Source organism: Pseudomonas sp. NY8896 (assembly GCF_039634505.1).
This window is the reverse complement of sequence record NZ_CP132350.1, coordinates 178,901-199,120: the sequence shown is the minus strand read 5'-3', so window position 1 is coordinate 199,120 and position 20,220 is coordinate 178,901. Positions and strand designations below refer to the sequence as shown.

General features: G+C 59.9%; 1 protein-coding gene. It reads right to left on the bottom strand.

What is annotated here, in order from left to right; genetic code table 11:
• Window positions 1–6: 6 nt before the first annotated feature.
• A complete protein-coding gene (locus Q9451_RS00845; protein ID WP_345960880.1) occupies window positions 7–19,548 on the bottom strand; it encodes a retention module-containing protein in 19,542 nt (6,513 codons plus the stop codon).
• Between the last annotated feature and the right edge of the window lie 672 nt (window positions 19,549–20,220).

Sequence of the window (20,220 nt, the reverse complement as noted above, 5' to 3'; positions counted from 1 at the left end):
GTTCCATCAGTTGTCCTTGTTGTGAATGATGATGGTCGGGTCAGCACCGCTGATCAACGAATTGATCGTGGTGTTGGACCAGTTCACCCCTTCCAGCTTGATGGTCACATCGGCATTTGCCAGGCCACCGGCGGCGTTGAGCTTGCCTTCGCTGCTGACCTGCAGCGTCGTCGTGCCGTCCACCGTAGTGAGCTTCAGGTAATTGTCGATGGTGCTGCCTTTCTCACCCTGCAGCAGATCGCTCAAGTCGATCTTGTCCTTGTCGCTCAGCTTGAAGTCCTTGATGACGTCGTTGCCGAAGTCGCCAGCCTTCCAAACGAAGGTGTCGGCACCGCTGCCACCGATCAGGATATCGTCGCCGTGGCCACCGATGAGGGTGTCATTGCCACTACCGCCCAGCAGGATGTCGTTACCTCTGCCACCATCGAGGGTGTCGTTACCACCTTGGCCGAAGAGGATATCGTTGCCGTTGCCGCCGGACAGAATGTCATTGCCGTCTTTGGCACCGGAGATATCGAACTCGGTGTAGTGCTCGGTGATGTACTGGTGGACATTGCTGGTGGTGACGGAGCTGACCTCGACACCGCTCTTCTGCGCAACGTAGGTCTGCAGGGCCTGGTAGCCCTCGCTGACAACGCCGTTGAGGGTGATCAAGTCACCGAAGATGATGTCGTTGCCGTTGCCACCGTCGATGGTGTCGGCACCTGGCACCGTTGCTTCGGAGTGGCCAAGAATCGCCTTCGCCAAGTCGGACGGATCGATGTTGGTCTGTGGCTTGCCAGCGCTGTCGTAAGGTTTCAGGTCGTTCAGCGTGACATCGCTGTTCAGGCCGATGGCCTGCACCTTACTCAAGCCGTTGGTGCCGCCCAGCACTGCGAAACTCGCAGTGGAACCCGCCGCCGAATCCACGTAGTTCCAGTAGTCGGCGTAGCCAGTACCACCCAGGCTGGAGAATTCATAGGTGCCATCCCCCTGTGCATGCAAGGTGCCAACCGTCTTGGTGGAGTCATACACCAACTCGCCTTTTTTCTCGGTGTAGGTCAGCACTTTGACTACGCCACTGCTACTGATCTCGACCTTGTGAGTGCTGTCGGCCCAGGCACTGAAGGTATCGCCCATCTTGTAGTTGTTGACGTTGACCACATCATCCAGGTTCTTGCCATTCTTCCACAGGCTAGGGTTGGTGGACTCCCCGCTCTGGTAATAGGTTGGCTTACCGTCGGTGATGAAGTAGGTCAGGTTCTCCGCACCTTTGTTGCTGGTGGCCATGGTGCTGTTGAAGAAGTTGGACGTGGTCTTGAACGCGTCTTCATAGTTGGTGCCGCCACCGTAGTAGCCACCCACCATCGAGTTCAATACCGCCTGCAGCTTGCTCAAGGCATCAGGGTCGGCAAGGTTGACCGCCACGTTCTTGTTCACCTGGGTATCGAAGTCCACCAGGAAGATGTTCACGGTACCGGAGGTGTCGGAACCCAGGCTGGCCTTGAGCGAATTGAACACCGAGGCCAACTGCGTCTTCGCATCGGCAATCGACTTGTCACTCATACTGCCCGAGCTGTCGACCATGAAGGCAATGTTGTAGTTCTTGCCCTGCACCACGTTCAGGCCCGACACGTCGGCGACGATGATGTCGTTGCCTTCGCTGCCGATCATGGTGTCATTGCCCGTGGTACCCACGCTGGCCTTGTAGGTCGCAGCGTATACCGTCACCGGGATGTTGCCGGTGGTGATGGCTGACCCGCCCAGGCTTTCGGTGGCCGTCGAGGTGACAGTGATGTCGAACGAGCCTTTGTAGTAGGCCGGCGGCGTGAGGGTCAACCCGCTGAGTTTCCAGCCAGTCACATCGACCGGGGTGCTGCCTACTGTGACGGTATGGCCTGCACCGTCACTCAGCACGGTACCTTTCGGAATACCGCTGAGGGTCACGTTCAGGGTTTCGGAGCCATCGGTATCGGTCAGGGCGGTGGTAATGCCGACCAGTTTCACCGAGCCACCTTCCGGCCCTTCGTTGAGTTTGTAGCCGTCGTAGTAGCTCTGACCATTGACGGTATGCAGGTCGGACACGCCCAGGCCAGCGTTGGCCATCTCGGTCACGTTCTGGTACATCTTGACGTTCGAGCTGCTCAGGTCGGTGACAGCACCCGAGCCTACCTGGATGTTCAGGTCATAGCTGCCTGGACCAGACTGGTTGGCATGGTAGACCTCGATCGGGTAGTAGCCGCTGGTATTCGGAGTGAAGGTGCCCGAAACCTGGCCACCCGCGCCCCAGGTGGCCGTGACCACAGTCTTACCACCGATGGTGACCACGAAGCTGTCGTCAGCCGTACCGCTGAAGGTGTAGGTCTTGCCGGCTTCCAGGTAGATCAGGCCCGACGTTTTCGAGCCGGTGCCAGCGGTGACGCTGCCATCGGACTGCACATTGGTGGTGGTGCTACTGGAGTTGGCATTGCCAGAGTTGGCAAATACTGCCTTCAGGTCCTCGCCGGTTATGCCATTGCCGCCCGTACCCAGGCCTTTGAGGCTGGTCCAGACTTCCTTGGTCAGGCCTTTGGAGTCGATATCCGCACTGCCGAAGCTCAGGGTCGGTTTATCGGCAACCGGGCTGATGTCGACCTTCATGGTCACTTCGCTGCCCAGGTTGGTGCCATCGTTCGGCTTGAACTTGAACTGCGCGTAGTCAGCCTGTTGGTTACCTACACCATTACCACCGTAGTTGTCCGCACCCGACTGGTTGAGGGCCGGGACGAACTTGAGGTTATTGGCAGTAATGTCAGCCTGGCTGATCACCTGGTTGACGGCCACATTCACCCACGCAGTACCGTTGAAGAACTGCAGGCTGCCAGCGGCCGGGAGTGAGGTAATGGTCACGAACAGGCCAGTGTTGCCATCGGCATCAGTGACTTTGAAATCGCTCCAGGCGAACACGTAGTCGGTGTCCTCCACGCCAAATACCGCACCGCCAGGCGAAACAGGCAGGTGGTCGTTGTCGAGGATGGTGGTCGTCACGCTCGACTTGCTGCTATCGACCTGCAGGTTCTCGAAGTTGCCACCGGTGGCAGTTTCGATTTTCACCACGAAGTTCTCGGTACCTTCGACCAGCTTGTCGTCGATGGTAGCGATGTTGAACGTCGTACCGGTGCTGTTGGCCGGGATCTTCACGGTGGTGACACCGCTGAAGTCCTCACCGTTTTTGGCGGTGCCGCTGTAGCTGAGGGTGATGGTGACTTCGGCCTTGGACGCGTTGCTCAGGGTCAGCGTGTACTGGCCGGTTTCGCCTTCGGTCAGCGAAGAGGTGCCAGTGATGCCAACTGTGGTGACGTCGCCCTGGTTGCCGGTACCCGGAGTACCCGAACCTGGCTCGTCGGTGACGCTGGTCGTGACCGAAGTCTTGTCCAGGGTCAGCTTCTCGAACTTGTCCACATCCGCCCCACTGACCGTAGCAATCGACTTGATCACAGGGTCGTTGGCACCGACGTAGACGTTGTCCGGGGCAATCACGGTGGCAGTGCCCACGGTACCGTTGGCCGGCACGGTGATGGTGGTCTTGCCATCGCTCAGCGTGAAAGTCAGCGCCGAGTGGTTGTTGATCGGCAGGCCGTCTTTATTGGTCAGCGTCACGGTGTAGGTGATCACGCCGCCTTCGGTGACCGATGGGGTCGCGGTCAGTTTCGCGATCACTTCATCGGTGGTGTCGGTGACACTGACCTTCGCCGCGTCGCCCAGTTGCAGGTTCTCGAACGGACGGTTGCCGATGTCAGCGGCCGACTTGATGCCCAGGCTGATTTCACCGGCATCTTTGTAGACGTCGTCGCCCTGCGCCGCGTGCTCGTACTTGACGCTGGTGTCGCCGGCTTTGATGGTGACCTGAGCGTTGTTGCTCAGGGTCACGACCAGGTCGTGGTCCAGTGGCTGGTTGACGTGCACGGTGAACGTCGGTTTGACGTTCTCGGCCACCGAGGCTTGGTCGGCGGTGATGGTGACCTTGACCAGGTCGCCCTGGTTGTTGTCGCCAGGCACACCCGAGCCAGGCTCGTCGGTTACCGAGGTGCTGACCGAGCTCTTGTCCAGGGTCAGCTTCTCGAACTTGTCCACATCAACGCCGCTGACCGTGGCGATCGCTTTGACGATCGCTGGGTTGGTGCCGACGTAGACGTTGTCCGGGGCGGTGACCGTGGCGGTGCCAGAAGTACCGTTGGCTGGGATGGTGATGGTGGTTTTGCCATCGTCCAGGGTAAAGGTCAGCGCTGCGTGCTTGTCGATCGGCAGGCCGTCTTTGTTGGTCAGCGTCACGGTGTAGGTGATCACGCCGCCTTCGGTGACCGATGGAGTCGCGGTCAGTTTCGCGATCACTTCGTCGGTGGTGTCGGTGACATCTACCTTCGCAGCGCCGCCCAACTCCAGGTTCTCGAAGGTGCGACCGTCGACGTCCACAGCCGACTTGATGCCGAGGCTGATTTCGCCGCTGTCCAGGTAGACGTCATCACCTTGCGCTGCGTGCTCGTACTTGACACTGGTGTCGCCCGCTTTGATGGTGACCGTGGCGTTGTTGCTCAGGGTCACGACCAGGTCGTGATCCAGCGGCTGGTTGACGTGCACGGTGAACGTCGGTTTGACGTTCTCGGCGACCGAGGCTTGGTCAGCGGTGATGGTGACCTTGACCAGGTCGCCCTCGTTGGTGCCGCCTGGGTTGCCTGGGGTACCTGGCTCGTCAGTAACAGTGGTCTTGACCTCGGTTTTATCCAGGGTCAGCTTCTCGAACTTGTCGACATCCACGCCTTCAACGGTTGCGATCGATTTGACCACAGGGTCGTTGGTGCCGGTGTAGACGTTGTCCGGCGCGATGACCGTGACCGAACCGGTGGTGCCGTTGGCCGGCACGGTGATGACGGTCTTGCCGTCGCTCAGCGTGAAGGTCAGCGCGCCGTGGTTATTGATCAGCAGGCCATCTTTGTTGGTCAGGGTGATGGTGTAGGTAATCTCGCCGCCTTCGGTGACCGATGGAGTCGCGGTCAGTTTCGCGATCACTTCGTCGGTGGTGTCGGTGACATCCACTTTCGCCGCGCCGCCCAGCTCCAGGTTCTCGAAGGTGCGACCGTCGATATCCACCGCCGACTTGATGCCGAGGCTGATTTCGCCGCTGTCCAGGTAGACGTCATCGCCTTGCGCTGCGTGCTCGTACTTGACGCTGGTGTCGCCCGCTTTGATGGTGACCGTGGCGTTGTTGCTCAGGGTCACGACCAGGTCGTGGTCCAGTGGCTGATTGACGTGCACGGTGAACGTCGGTTTGACGTTCTCGGCGACCGAGGTTTGGTCGGCGGTGATAGTGACTTTGACCAAGTCGCCTTCGTTGGTGCCGCCTGGGTTGCCTGGGGTACCTGGCTCGTCGGTAACGGTGGTTTTGACCTCGGTTTTATCCAGGGTCAGCTTCTCGAACTTGTCGACATCCACGCCTTCAACGGTCGCGATCGATTTGATCACAGGGTCGTTGGTGCCGGTGTAGACGTTGTCCGGCGCGATGACCGTGACCGAACCGGTGGTGCCGTTGGCCGGCACGGTGATGACAGTCTTGCCGTCGCTCAGCGTGAAGGTCAGCGCGCCGTGGTTGTTGATCAGCAGGCCATCTTTGTTGGTCAGCGTGATGGTGTAGGTGATCTCGCCGCCTTCGGTGACCGAAGGCGTAGCGGTCAACTTGGCCACGACTTCGTCAGTGGTGTCGGTGACATCTACCTTCGCCGCGCCGCCCAACTCCAGGTTCTCGAAGGTGCGACCGTCGACGTCCACAGCCGACTTGATGCCGAGGCTGATTTCGCCGCTGTCCAGATAAACGTCATCGCCCTGCGCCGCGTGCTCGTACTTGACGCTGGTGTCGCCGGCTTTGATGGTGACCTGAGCATTGTTGCTCAGGGTCACGACCAGGTCGTGATCCAACGGCTGGTTGACGTGCACGGTGAACGTCGGTTTGACGTTTTCGGCCACCGAGGTTTGGTCGGCGGTGATGGTGACCTTGACCAGGTCGCCTTCGTTGCCCGGAGTACCTGGCTCGTCAGTGACAGTGGTCTTGACCTCGGTTTTATCCAGGGTCAGTTTCTCGAACTTGTCGACATCCGCGCCTTCAACGGTTGCGATCGACTTGACGATCGGGTCGTTGGCACCAACGTAGACGTTGTCCGGTGCAGCCACGGTGACCGAACCGGTGGTGCCGTTGGCCGGCACGGTGATGACGGTTTTGCCGTCGCTCAGCGTGAAGGTCAGGGCGCCGTGGTTGTTGATCAGCAGGCCATCTTTGTTGGTCAGCGTGATGGTGTAGGTGATCTCGCCGCCTTCGGTCACGGACTCGGTGGCCGTCAGTTTCGCGATCACTTCGTCGGTGGTGTCGGTGACATCGACTTTCGCAGCGCCGCCCAACTCCAGGTTCTCGAAGGTACGACCGTCGACGTCCACAGCCGACTTGATGCCGAGGCTGATTTCGCCGCTGTCCAGATAAACGTCATCGCCCTGCGCCGCGTGCTCGTACTTGACGCTGGTGTCGCCGGCTTTGATGGTGACCTGAGCATTGTTGCTCAGGGTCACGACCAGGTCGTGATCCAACGGCTGGTTGACGTGCACGGTGAACGTCGGTTTGACGTTTTCGGCCACCGAGGTTTGGTCGGCGGTGATGGTGACCTTGACCAGGTCGCCTTCGTTGCCCGGAGTACCTGGCTCGTCAGTGACAGTGGTCTTGACCTCGGTTTTATCCAGGGTCAGTTTCTCGAACTTGTCGACATCCGCGCCTTCAACGGTTGCGATCGACTTGACGATCGGGTCGTTGGCACCAACGTAGACGTTGTCCGGTGCAGCCACGGTGACCGAACCGGTGGTGCCGTTGGCCGGCACGGTGATGACGGTTTTGCCGTCGCTCAGCGTGAAGGTCAGGGCGCCGTGGTTGTTGATCAGCAGGCCATCTTTGTTGGTCAGCGTGATGGTGTAGGTGATCTCGCCGCCTTCGGTCACGGACTCGGTGGCCGTCAGTTTCGCGATCACTTCGTCGGTGGTGTCGGTGACATCGACTTTCGCAGCGCCGCCCAACTCCAGGTTCTCGAAGGTACGACCGTCGACGTCCACAGCCGACTTGATGCCGAGGCTGATTTCGCCGCTGTCCAGATAAACGTCATCGCCCTGCGCCGCGTGCTCGTACTTGACGCTGGTGTCGCCGGCTTTGATGGTGACCTGAGCATTGTTGCTCAGGGTCACGACCAGGTCGTGATCCAGTGGCTGGTTGACGTGCACGGTGAAGGTCGGTTTGACGTTCTCGGCGACCGAAGTTTGGTCGGCGGTGATGGTGACCTTGACCAGGTCGCCTTCGTTGCCCGGAGTACCTGGCTCGTCGGTAACAGTGGTCTTGACCTCGGTTTTATCCAGGGTCAGCTTCTCGAACTTATCGACATCCGCGCCTTCAACGGTCGCGATCGATTTGATCACAGGGTCGTTGGTGCCGGTGTAGACGTTGTCCGGCGCGATGACCGTAACCGAACCGGTAGTACCGTTGGCCGGCACGGTGATGACAGTCTTGCCGTCGCTCAGCGTGAAGGTCAGGGCCCCGTGGTTATTGATCAGCAGGCCATCTTTGTTGGTCAGCGTGATGGTGTAGGTGATCTCACCGCCTTCGGTGACCGATGGAGTCGCGGTCAGTTTCGCGATCACTTCGTCGGTGGTGTCGGTGACATCCACTTTCGCCGCACCGCCCAGCTCCAGGTTCTCGAAGGTGCGACCGTCGATATCCACAGCCGACTTGATGCCGAGGCTGATTTCGCCGCTGTCCAGGTAGACGTCATCGCCTTGCGCCGCGTGTTCGTACTTGACGCTGGTGTCGCCGGCTTTGATGGTGACCTGAGCATTGTTGCTCAGGGTCACGACCAGGTCGTGATCCAACGGCTGGTTGACGTGCACGGTGAAAGTCGGTTTGACGTTCTCGGCGACCGAAGTTTGGTCGGCGGTGATGGTGACCTTGACCAGGTCGCCTTCGTTGGTGCCGCCTGGGTTGCCTGGGGTACCTGGCTCGTCGGTAACGGTGGTTTTGACCTCGGTTTTATCCAGGGTCAACTTCTCGAACTTGTCGACATCCACGCCTTCAACGGTTGCGATCGACTTGACGATCGGGTCGTTGGCACCAACGTAGACGTTGTCCGGTGCAGCCACGGTGACCGAACCGGTGGTGCCGTTGGCCGGCACGGTGATGACGGTTTTGCCGTCGCTCAGCGTGAAGGTCAGCGCGCCGTGGTTATTGATCAGCAGGCCATCTTTGTTGGTCAGGGTGATGGTGTAGGTAATCTCGCCGCCTTCGGTGACCGAAGGCGTAGCGGTCAACTTGGCCACGACTTCGTCAGTGGTGTCGGTGACGTCGACTTTCGCAGCGCCGCCCAACTCCAGGTTCTCGAAGGTGCGGCCGTCGATATCCACAGCCGACTTGATGCCGAGGCTGATTTCGCCGCTGTCCAGATAAACGTCATCGCCCTGCGCCGCGTGCTCGTACTTGACGCTGGTGTCGCCGGCTTTGATGGTGACCTGAGCATTGTTGCTCAGGGTCACGACCAGGTCGTGATCCAACGGCTGGTTGACGTGCACGGTGAACGTCGGTTTGACGTTCTCGGCGACCGAGGCTTGGTCGGCGGTGATGGTGACCTTGACCAGGTCGCCCTCGTTGGTGCCGCCTGGGTTGCCTGGGGTACCTGGCTCGTCGGTAACGGTGGTTTTGACCTCGGTTTTATCCAGGGTCAACTTCTCGAACTTGTCGACATCCACGCCTTCAACGGTTGCGATCGATTTGACCACAGGGTCGTTGGTGCCGGTGTAGACGTTGTCCGGCGCGATGACCGTGACCGAACCGGTGGTGCCGTTGGCCGGCACGGTGATGACGGTCTTGCCGTCGCTCAGCGTGAAGGTCAGCGCGCCGTGGTTATTGATCAGCAGGCCATCTTTGTTGGTCAGGGTGATGGTGTAGGTAATCTCGCCGCCTTCGGTGACCGAAGGCGTAGCGGTCAACTTGGCCACGACCTCGTCAGTGGTGTCGGTAACGTCGACTTTCGCCGCGCCGCCCAGCTCCAGGTTCTCGAAGGTGCGACCGTCGATATCCACCGCCGACTTGATGCCGAGGCTGATTTCGCCGCTGTCCAGATAAACGTCATCGCCCTGCGCCGCGTGTTCGTACTTGACGCTGGTGTCGCCGGCTTTGATGGTGACCTGAGCATTGTTGCTCAGGGTCACGACCAGGTCGTGATCCAACGGCTGGTTGACGTGCACGGTGAACGTCGGTTTGACGTTTTCGGCCACCGAGGTTTGGTCGGCGGTGATGGTGACCTTGACCAGGTCGCCTTCGTTGCCCGGAGTACCTGGCTCGTCAGTGACAGTGGTCTTGACCTCGGTTTTATCCAGGGTCAGTTTCTCGAACTTGTCGACATCCGCGCCTTCAACGGTTGCGATCGACTTGACGATCGGGTCGTTGGCACCAACGTAGACGTTGTCCGGTGCAGCCACGGTGACCGAACCGGTGGTGCCGTTGGCCGGCACGGTGATGACGGTTTTGCCGTCGCTCAGCGTGAAGGTCAGGGCGCCGTGGTTGTTGATCAGCAGGCCATCTTTGTTGGTCAGCGTGATGGTGTAGGTGATCTCGCCGCCTTCGGTCACGGACTCGGTGGCCGTCAGTTTCGCGATCACTTCGTCGGTGGTGTCGGTGACATCGACTTTCGCAGCGCCGCCCAACTCCAGGTTCTCGAAGGTACGACCGTCGACGTCCACAGCCGACTTGATGCCGAGGCTGATTTCGCCGCTGTCCAGATAAACGTCATCGCCCTGCGCCGCGTGCTCGTACTTGACGCTGGTGTCGCCGGCTTTGATGGTGACCTGAGCATTGTTGCTCAGGGTCACGACCAGGTCGTGATCCAACGGCTGGTTGACGTGCACGGTGAACGTCGGTTTGACGTTTTCGGCCACCGAGGTTTGGTCGGCGGTGATGGTGACCTTGACCAGGTCGCCTTCGTTGCCCGGAGTACCTGGCTCGTCAGTGACAGTGGTCTTGACCTCGGTTTTATCCAGGGTCAGTTTCTCGAACTTGTCGACATCCGCGCCTTCAACGGTTGCGATCGACTTGACGATCGGGTCGTTGGCACCAACGTAGACGTTGTCCGGTGCAGCCACGGTGACCGAACCGGTGGTGCCGTTGGCCGGCACGGTGATGACGGTTTTGCCGTCGCTCAGCGTGAAGGTCAGGGCGCCGTGGTTGTTGATCAGCAGGCCATCTTTGTTGGTCAGCGTGATGGTGTAGGTGATCTCGCCGCCTTCGGTCACGGACTCGGTGGCCGTCAGTTTCGCGATCACTTCGTCGGTGGTGTCGGTGACATCGACTTTCGCAGCGCCGCCCAACTCCAGGTTCTCGAAGGTACGACCGTCGACGTCCACAGCCGACTTGATGCCGAGGCTGATTTCGCCGCTGTCCAGATAAACGTCATCGCCCTGCGCTGCGTGCTCGTACTTGACGCTGGTGTCGCCGGCTTTGATGGTGACCTGAGCATTGTTGCTCAGGGTCACGACCAGGTCGTGATCCAACGGCTGGTTGACGTGCACGGTGAACGTCGGTTTGACGTTCTCGGCGACCGAAGTTTGGTCGGCGGTGATGGTGACCTTGACCAGGTCGCCTTCGTTGGTGCCGCCTGGGTTGCCTGGGGTACCTGGCTCGTCGGTAACGGTGGTTTTGACCTCGGTTTTATCCAGGGTCAGTTTCTCGAACTTATCGACATCCACGCCTTCAACGGTTGCGATCGACTTGACGATCGGGTCGTTGGCACCAACGTAGACGTTGTCCGGTGCAGCCACGGTGACCGAACCGGTGGTGCCATTGGCCGGTACGGTGATGACGGTCTTGCCGTCGCTCAGCGTGAAGGTCAGCGCGCCGTGGTTGTTGATCAGCAGACCGTCTTTGTTGGTCAGGGTGATGGTGTAGGTGATCTCGCCGCCTTCGGTCACGGACTCGGTGGCCGTCAGTTTCGCGATCACTTCGTCGGTGGTGTCGGTGACGTCGACTTTCGCCGCGCCGCCCAACTCCAGGTTCTCGAAGGTGCGACCGTCGATATCCACAGCCGACTTGATGCCAAGGCTGATTTCGCCGCTGTCCAGATAAACGTCATCGCCCTGCGCTGCGTGCTCGTACTTGACGCTGGTGTCGCCGGCTTTGATGGTGACCTGAGCATTGTTGCTCAGGGTCACGACCAGGTCGTGATCCAACGGCTGGTTGACGTGCACGGTGAAGGTCGGTTTGACGTTCTCGGCCACCGAGGTTTGGTCGGCGGTGATAGTGACTTTGACCAAGTCGCCTTCGTTGCCCGGAGTGCCTGGCTCGTCGGTTACCTGGGTGCTGACCTCGGTCTTGTCCAAGTTCAGGTTTTCGAACTTCCACGCATCTGCACCGCTGACTGCGTCAATGGCATTGACCACTGGCGGGTTAGCGCCGACATAGACGTTATCCGGCGCGATTACAGTGGCGGAACCGGTGGTGCTGTTGGCTGCGACGACGACAGTCGTACCATCGGTCAGCTTGAAGTACAGCTCCGAGTGGTTGTTGATCGGCAGGCCGTCTTTGTTGGTCAGGGTGATGGTGTAAGTGATCTCGCCGCCTTCGGTGACCGAAGGCGTGGCGGTCAGTTTGGCTACCACTTCGTCGATGGTGTCGGTCACTTTGACCGAAGCATCACCACCCAACTGCAGATTCTCGAAGGTAGCGCCCGTGGCGTCCACCGCCGACTTGATGCCCAGGCTGATTTCGCCAGCGTCTTGGTAGACGTCGTCACCTTGTGCAGCGTGCTCGTACGGCGCACTGGTCTCCCCAGCCTTGATGGTGACCGTGGCATTGTTGCTCAGGGTCACGACCAGGTCGTGATCCAGCGGCTGATTGACGTGTACGGTGAAGGTCGGCTTCACGTTCTCGGCGACCGATACCTGGTCAGCCGTAATGGTGACCTTAACGATATCGCCTTCGTTGCCTGGCGTACCTGGCTCATCAGTGACCTGGGTGCTGACCGGAGTCTTGTCCAGGTTCAGGTTTTCGAACTTCCACGCATCTGCACCGCTGACCGCATCGATGGCGTTGACCACTGGCGGGTTAGCGCCGACATAGACGTTATCCGGCGCGATTGCAGTGGCGGAACCGGTGGTGCTGTTGGCTGCGACGACGACAGTCGTACCATCGGTCAGCTTGAAGTACAGCTCCGAGTGGTTGTTGATCGGCAGGCCGTCTTTGTTGGTCAGGGTGATGGTGTAAGTGATCTCGCCGCCTTCGGTGACCGAAGGCGTGGCGGTCAGTTTGGCTACCACTTCGTCGATGGTGTCGGTCACTTTGACCGAAGCATCACCACCCAACTGCAGATTCTCGAAGGTAGCGCCCGTGGCGTCCACCGCCGACTTGATGCCCAGGCTGATTTCGCCAGCGTCTTGGTAGACGTCGTCACCTTGTGCAGCGTGCTCGTACGGCGCACTGGTCTCCCCAGCCTTGATGGTGACCGTGGCATTGTTGCTCAGGGTCACGACCAGGTCGTGATCCAGCGGCTGATTGACGTGTACGGTGAAGGTCGGCTTCACGTTCTCGGCGACCGATACCTGGTCAGCCGTAATGGTGACCTTAACGATATCGCCTTCGTTGCCTGGCGTACCTGGCTCATCAGTGACCTGGGTGCTGACCGGAGTCTTGTCCAGGTTCAGGTTTTCGAACTTCCACGCATCTGCACCGCTGACCGCATCGATGGCGTTGACCACTGGCTGGTTAGCGCCGACATAGACGTTATCCGGCGCGATTGCAGTGGCGGAACCGGTGGTGCTGTTGGCTGCGACAACGACCGTGGTGCCATCGGTCAGCTTGAAGTACAGCTCCGAGTGGTTGTTGATCGGCAGACCGTCTTTGTTGGTCAGCGTGATGGTGTAGGTGATCTCGCCGCCTTCGGTGACCGAAGGCGTTGCGGTCAGCTTGGCTACCACTTCGTCGATGGTGTCGGTCACTTTGACCGAAGCATCACCACCCAACTGCAGGTTCTCGAAGGTAGCGCCCGTGGCGTCCACCGCCGACTTGATGCCCAGGCTGATTTCGCCAGCGTCTTGGTAGACGTCGTCACCTTGTGCCGCGTGCTCGTATGGTGCGCTGGTCTCGCCCGCCTTGATGGTGACCTGGGCATTGTTGCTCAGGGTCACGACCAGGTCGTGATCCAGCGGCTGATTGACGTGCACGGTGAAGGTCGGCTTCACGTTCTCGGCGACCGATACCTGGTCAGCCGTAATGGTGACCTTAACGATATCGCCTTCGTTGCCTGGCGTACCTGGCTCATCAGTGACCTGGGTGCTGACCGGAGTCTTGTCCAGGTTCAGGTTTTCGAACTTCCACGCATCTGCACCGCTGACCGCATCGATGGCGTTGACCACTGGCTGGTTAGCGCCGACATAGACGTTATCCGGCGCGATTGCAGTGGCGGAACCGGTGGTGCTGTTGGCTGCGACAACGACCGTGGTGCCATCGGTCAGCTTGAAGTACAGCTCCGAGTGGTTGTTGATCGGCAGACCGTCTTTGTTGGTCAGGGTGATGGTGTAAGTGATCTCGCCGCCTTCGGTGACCGAAGGCGTGGCGGTCAGTTTGGCCACGACTTCGTCGAGGGTGTCGGTCACTTTGACCGAAGCATCGCCGCCCAGTTGCAGGTTTTCGAAGGTACGGCCATCGACATCCACGGCCGACTTGATGCCGAGGGTGATTTCGCCGCTGTCCAGATAGACGTCATCGCCCTGTGCCGCGTGCTCGTAAGGCGCGCTGGTCTCGCCAGCCTTGATGGTGACCTGGGCATTGTTGCTCAGGGTCACGACCAGGTCGTGCGCCAGGGCGGTGTTGATGTGAACGGTGAAGGTCGGCTTGACGTTCTCGGCCACCGAAGCCTGATCGGCTGTAATAGTGACCTTGACCAAATCGCCTTCGTTGCCCGGAGTACCCGGTTCGTCGGTGACGGTGGTGCTGACCTGGGTTTTATCCAGGGTCAGTTGCTCGAACTTGTCGACGTCTGCGCCTTCAACGGTGGCGATGGACTTCACGACGGGGTCATTAGCACCGACATAGACGTTGTCAGGCGCGGTGACGGTGACCGAAGCCGTGGTGCCGTTGGCCGGGATGGTGATGACGGTAGTGCCGTCGCTCAACGTGAAGGTCAGGGCGCCGTGGTTGTTGATCGGCAGACCGTCTTTGTTGGTCAGGGTGATGGTGTAGGTGATCTCACCGCCTTCGGTGACCGAAGGCGTAGCGGTCAGCTTGGCCACGACTTCGTCGGTGGTGTCGGTCACCTGAACCGAAGCATCGCCGCCCAGTTGCAGGTTTTCGAAGGTACGGCCATCGACATCCACCGCCGACTTGATACCCAGGCTGATCTCGCCCGAGTCTTTGTAGACGTCGTCGCCCTGTGCATCGTGGGTGTACGGCGCGCTGGTTTCGCCCGCCTTGATGGTGACCTGAGCATTGTTGCTCAGGGTCACGACCAGGTCGTGCGCCAGGGCGGTGTTGATGTGAACGGTGAAGGTCGGTTTGACGTTCTCGGCCACCGAGGTTTGGTCGGCGGTGATAGTGACTTTGACCAAGTCGCCTTCGTTGCCCGGAGTGCCTGGCTCGTCGGTTACCTGGGTGCTGACCTCGGTCTTGTCCAAGTTCAGGTTTTCGAACTTCCACGCATCTGCACCGCTGACTGCGTCAATGGCATTGACCACTGGCGGGTTAGCGCCGACATAGACGTTATCCGGCGCGATTACAGTGGCGGAACCTGTGGTGCTGTTGGCTGCGACGACGACAGTCGTACCATCGGTCAGCTTGAAGTACAGCTCCGAGTGGTTGTTGATCGGCAGACCGTCTTTGTTGGTCAGCGTGATGGTGTAGGTGATCTCGCCGCCTTCGGTGACCGAAGGCGTTGCGGTCAGCTTGGCTACCACTTCGTCGATGGTGTCGGTCACTTTGACCGAAGCATCACCACCCAACTGCAGGTTCTCGAAGGTAGCGCCCGTGGCGTCCACCGCCGACTTGATGCCCAGGCTGATTTCGCCAGCGTCTTGGTAGACGTCGTCACCTTGTGCCGCGTGCTCGTATGGTGCGCTGGTCTCGCCCGCCTTGATGGTGACCTGGGCATTGTTGCTCAGGGTCACGACCAGGTCGTGATCCAGCGGCTGATTGACGTGCACGGTGAAGGTCGGCTTCACGTTCTCGGCGACCGATACCTGGTCAGCCGTAATGGTGACCTTAACGATATCGCCTTCGTTGCCTGGTGTACCTGGCTCGTCAGTGACCTGGGTGCTGACCGGAGTCTTGTCCAGGTTCAGGTTTTCGAACTTCCACGCATCTGCACCGCTGACCGCATCGATGGCGTTGACCACTGGCTGGTTAGCACCGACATAGACGTTATCCGGCGCGATTACGGTGGCGGAACCGGTGGTGCTGTTGGCTGCGACGACGACCGTGGTGCCATCGGTCAGCTTGAAGTACAGCTCCGAGTGGTTGTTGATCGGCAGACCGTCTTTGTTGGTCAGGGTGATGGTGTAGGTGATCTCACCGCCTTCGGTGACCGAAGGCGTAGCGGTCAGCTTGGCCACGACTTCGTCGGTGGTGTCGGTCACCTGAACCGAAGCATCGCCGCCCAGTTGCAGGTTTTCGAAGGTACGGCCATCGACATCCACCGCCGACTTGATACCCAGGCTGATCTCGCCCGAGTCTTTGTAGACGTCGTCGCCCTGTGCATCGTGGGTGTACGGCGCGCTGGTTTCGCCCGCCTTGATGGTGACCTGAGCATTGTTGCTCAGGGTCACGACCAGGTCGTGGTCCAGTGGCTGATTGATGTGCACGGTGAAGGTCGGTTTGACATTTTCAGCCACCGAAGCTTGATCGGCCGTGATGGTGACCTTGACCAGATCACCTTCGTTGCTGCCGCCTGGGTTGCCTGGAGTACCAGGCTCGTCAGTGACGGTAGTGCTGACCGGGGTCTTGTCCAGGGTCAGCTGTTCGAACTTGCCGACGTCGGCGCCGACAACGGTCGCGATCGACTGCACCACTGGGGGGTTGCTGCCGACGTAGACGTTGTCCGGGGCAGTCACGGTGATCGAACCGGTGGTGCTGTTGGCCGGCACGGTGATGACGGTCTTGCCGTCGCTCAACGTGAACGTCAGGGCGCCGTGGTTGTTGATCGGCAAGCCGTCTTTGTTGGTCAGCGTGATGGTGTAAGTGATCTCGCCGCCCTCGGTCACCGAAGGCGTGGCGGTCAGCTTGGCCACAACCTCACTGATGGTGTCCGAAATTTCAACAGTGGCCGGGCCACCCAAGGCCAGCTTCTCGAAGGTGGCACCCGGAACTGTAGCGTCGGTAACGCTGAGGGTGATGGAGCCGGCGTCGTGATAGACGTCATCGCCCTGAGCCGGAGTCTTGTACTCGACTTCGGTCTTGCCAGCTTCGATCGTCACTGTGTCGCCGTTCGACAGGGTTACGGTCAACGGACGGTCCAGCGCCTGGCTTACTTTCACCGTAAAGGAAGGTTGCTGGTCTTCGGTCACATTGCCATTGCTGACGATGCTTACGGTAACAGTGTCGATGCTGTCATTGATGACAGTCGAGGCTGGGGTCGGGTTCGGCGTCAACTGCTCGAAGTTACCGCCCGTGGCGTTCTCGATGGTGACGCTGACGGTCGAGCCGTTGTTGTAGACGTCGTTCGCCGGGGTCTGGAAGTCGACACTGCCCTGGGTCTTGCCCGCTTCAACGGTGATGGTCTGGCCGTTGGACAGGGTCACGGTTACCGGAGTCTGGGCAGGGTTGCTCAGGGTCACGGTGTAGGTGATCACGCCGCCTTCGGTCACCGACGGGTTCGCCGTCAGGGTCGCGGTAGTGGTGTCGACCGAATCGTTGATCGTGGTCTGAGCCGGGGTCGGATTCGGGGTCAGCTGCTCGAAGTTACCGCCCGTGGCGTTCTCGATGGTGACGCTGACGGTCGAGCCGTTGTTGTAGACGTCGTTCGCCGGAGTCTGGAAGTCGACGCTGCCCTGGGTCTTGCCCGCTTCAACGGTGATGGTCTGGCCGTTGGACAGGGTCACGGTTACCGGAGTCTGAGCAGGGTTGCTCAGGGTCACGGTGTAGGTGATCACGCCACCTTCGGTCACCGACGGGTTCGCCGTCAGGGTCGCGGTAGTGGTGTCGACCGAATCGTTGATCGTGGTCTGAGCCGGGGTCGGATTCGGGGTCAGCTGCTCGAAGTTACCGCCCGTGGCGTTCTCGATGGTGACGCTGACGGTCGAGCCGTTGTTGTAGACGTCGTTCGCCGGGGTCTGGAAGTCGACACTGCCCTGGGTCTTGCCTGCTTCAACGGTGATGGTCTGGCCGTTGGACAGGGTCACGGTTACCGGAGTCTGGGCAGGGTTGCTCAGGGTCACGGTGTAGGTGATCACGCCGCCTTCGGTCACCGACGGGTTCGCCGTCAGGGTCGCGGTAGTGGTGTCGACCGAATCGTTGATCGTGGTCTGAGCCGGGGTCGGATTCGGGGTCAGCTGCTCGAAGTTACCGCCCGTGGCGGTCTCGATGGTGACGCTGACGGTCGAGCCGTTGTTGTAGACGTCGTTCGCCGGGGTCTGGAAGTCGACACTGCCCTGGGTCTTGCCCGCTTCAACGGTGATGGTCTGGCCGTTGGACAGGGTCACGGTTACCGGAGTCTGGGCAGGGTTGCTCAGGGTCACGGTGTAGGTGATCACGCCACCTTCGGTCACCGACGGGTTCGCCGTCAGGGTCGCGGTAGTGGTGTCGACCGAATCGTTGATCGTGGTCTGAGCCGGGGTCGGATTCGGGGTCAGCTGCTCGAAGTTACCGCCCGTGGCGTTCTCGATGGTGACACTGACGGTCGAGCCGTTGTTGTAGACGTCGTTCGCCGGGGTCTGGAAGTCGACGCTGCCCTGGGTCTTGCCCGCTTCAACGGTGATGGTCTGGCCGTTGGACAGGGTCACGGTTACCGGAGTCTGAGCAGGGTTGCTCAGGGTCACGGTGTAGGTGATCACGCCACCTTCGGTCACCGACGGGTTCGCCGTCAGGGTCGCGGTAGTGGTGTCGACCGAATCGTTGATCGTGGTCTGAGCCGGGGTCGGATTCGGGGTCAGCTGCTCGAAGTTACCGCCCGTGGCGTTCTCGATGGTGACGCTGACGGTCGAGCCGTTGTTGTAGACGTCGTTCGCCGGGGTCTGGAAGTCGACACTGCCCTGGGTCTTGCCTGCTTCAACGGTGATGGTCTGGCCGTTGGACAGGGTCACGGTTACCGGAGTCTGGGCAGGGTTGCTCAGGGTCACGGTGTAGGTGATCACGCCGCCTTCGGTCACCGACGGGTTCGCCGTCAGGGTCGCGGTAGTGGTGTCGACCGAATCGTTGATCGTGGTCTGAGCCGGGGTCGGATTCGGGGTCAGCTGCTCGAAGTTACCGCCCGTGGCGGTCTCGATGGTGACGCTGACGGTCGAGCCGTTGTTGTAGACGTCGTTCGCCGGGGTCTGGAAGTCGACACTGCCCTGGGTCTTGCCCGCTTCAACGGTGATGGTCTGGCCGTTGGACAGGGTCACGGTTACCGGAGTCTGGGCAGGGTTGCTCAGGGTCACGGTGTAGGTGATCACGCCACCTTCGGTCACGCTAGGCGACGCAGTCAGGGTAGCCGTGGTGGTGTCGATGGTATCCGTCACCTGGGTAACCGCAGGCGTTTGCGGCAATGTTACCGTCAGCCCGCCACCACCGGTGCTACCTGTCACGGTCGCCGAAATCTGGCCACCGTCGATATATGGGGTGTCATTCGCCGGGACCACGACGTTGACGCTACCGCTGGTCTGCCCGGCCGGAATGACGATCACAGCACCATTGGACAGGGTAACGACCAGGTTGGTGGTCGGTGCCTGGCCAACCGTGGCGGTATAAACGATTACGCCACCCGCCTCGCTGATCGAAGGGGTAGCGCCAAGAATCAGGTCCGTAGCAACGTTGGTGTCCGTCGTCGGTGGGATCACCAGGTTGTTGCCGTTGGTGTCCAGCAGGCCCACTTCCTCGCTATCGAGCGCAGCGGCAAAGCCCAAGCCGTCAGTCGGGAAGCCAACCGTCGGGTCGACCCGGCCCGCCGTTTCTTCGAGCATCACGAAGCTATGACCACCGCCCAGCGCACCACCACCGCCCGCTGCCGACGGGCCAGCTGCGGTAGCTTCAAGCTCTGTAGTCGGGTCGACACCCGCAGCAATCGCCTGCTGCAGCTCTTCCACCGACGGCGCAGCCTGGGCAGTCGCCTGGCTCAGATCGGTGCTGCTGTCAGGTGCTTCAGCGCTCCATTGGCTATCGCGACCCAGATCGAGCAGACGGCCATCAGCCAGTTCCAGAGTAACCGCGCCACCAGGACCAGTGAGCACTTCTTCACCGGTCAATAGACGGTCACCCTCGATGAGTACACGCCGGATGCCCTCTGGGGATACCGCAATAACCTGGCCGACAATACTTTTGACGATGGCTACAACGCTGCTCATTGGACTCTCCGTGTGACCCGATGGGGTACTTCCCTGCCAGAGCGGCGCTTGCTAGCCACTTCAGGCGGAACTATGTAGATGATCTCTTGACGTTTTTTGACGTCAATATTCCGTCTATAACTATTTGGAATTGCTTAACTGCCAAACTATTGACCTTATACATGCCATCCTAAACAATCGGCAATGTAATGTCACATTGATATTTGTACCTTAGCCAAGCGTTTCTCAAGGACAAATGTCGTACATCATCTAAAGCCTGTTTATCCCTCGATCCAGGTACTTATTTACACACCTGGGCCGCCATGGATGATGCGGCGAGGCCATCGTTCATCGGGCGCGGTCAGTGTTATTGGCGTCAACATTCAAACCACTGTCAATCGCCCCGGCACTGCATGTCCATAAAGCACAAACCTTGCCGGGTTGCGGCTTGCCAGCGGACTGAAAGCAGGTTGAATCGCGAATGCGTTGCACGCTCAAGCCGCACAGGTTTTCAATTGTGCATACACCACGAGCAGCGAATTGTCGCAAATCAAAGAGATGCTGCACGGGTGCGCCAATACTGCCGCCCCACTCATGGGAAACCGCTTGCGATTATCGAACGCTGACGGCCCAGGGATCTGCTTTCTATAGATGAATTTTGACTAACAAGTTACAACCAAGCGCCAATTAACC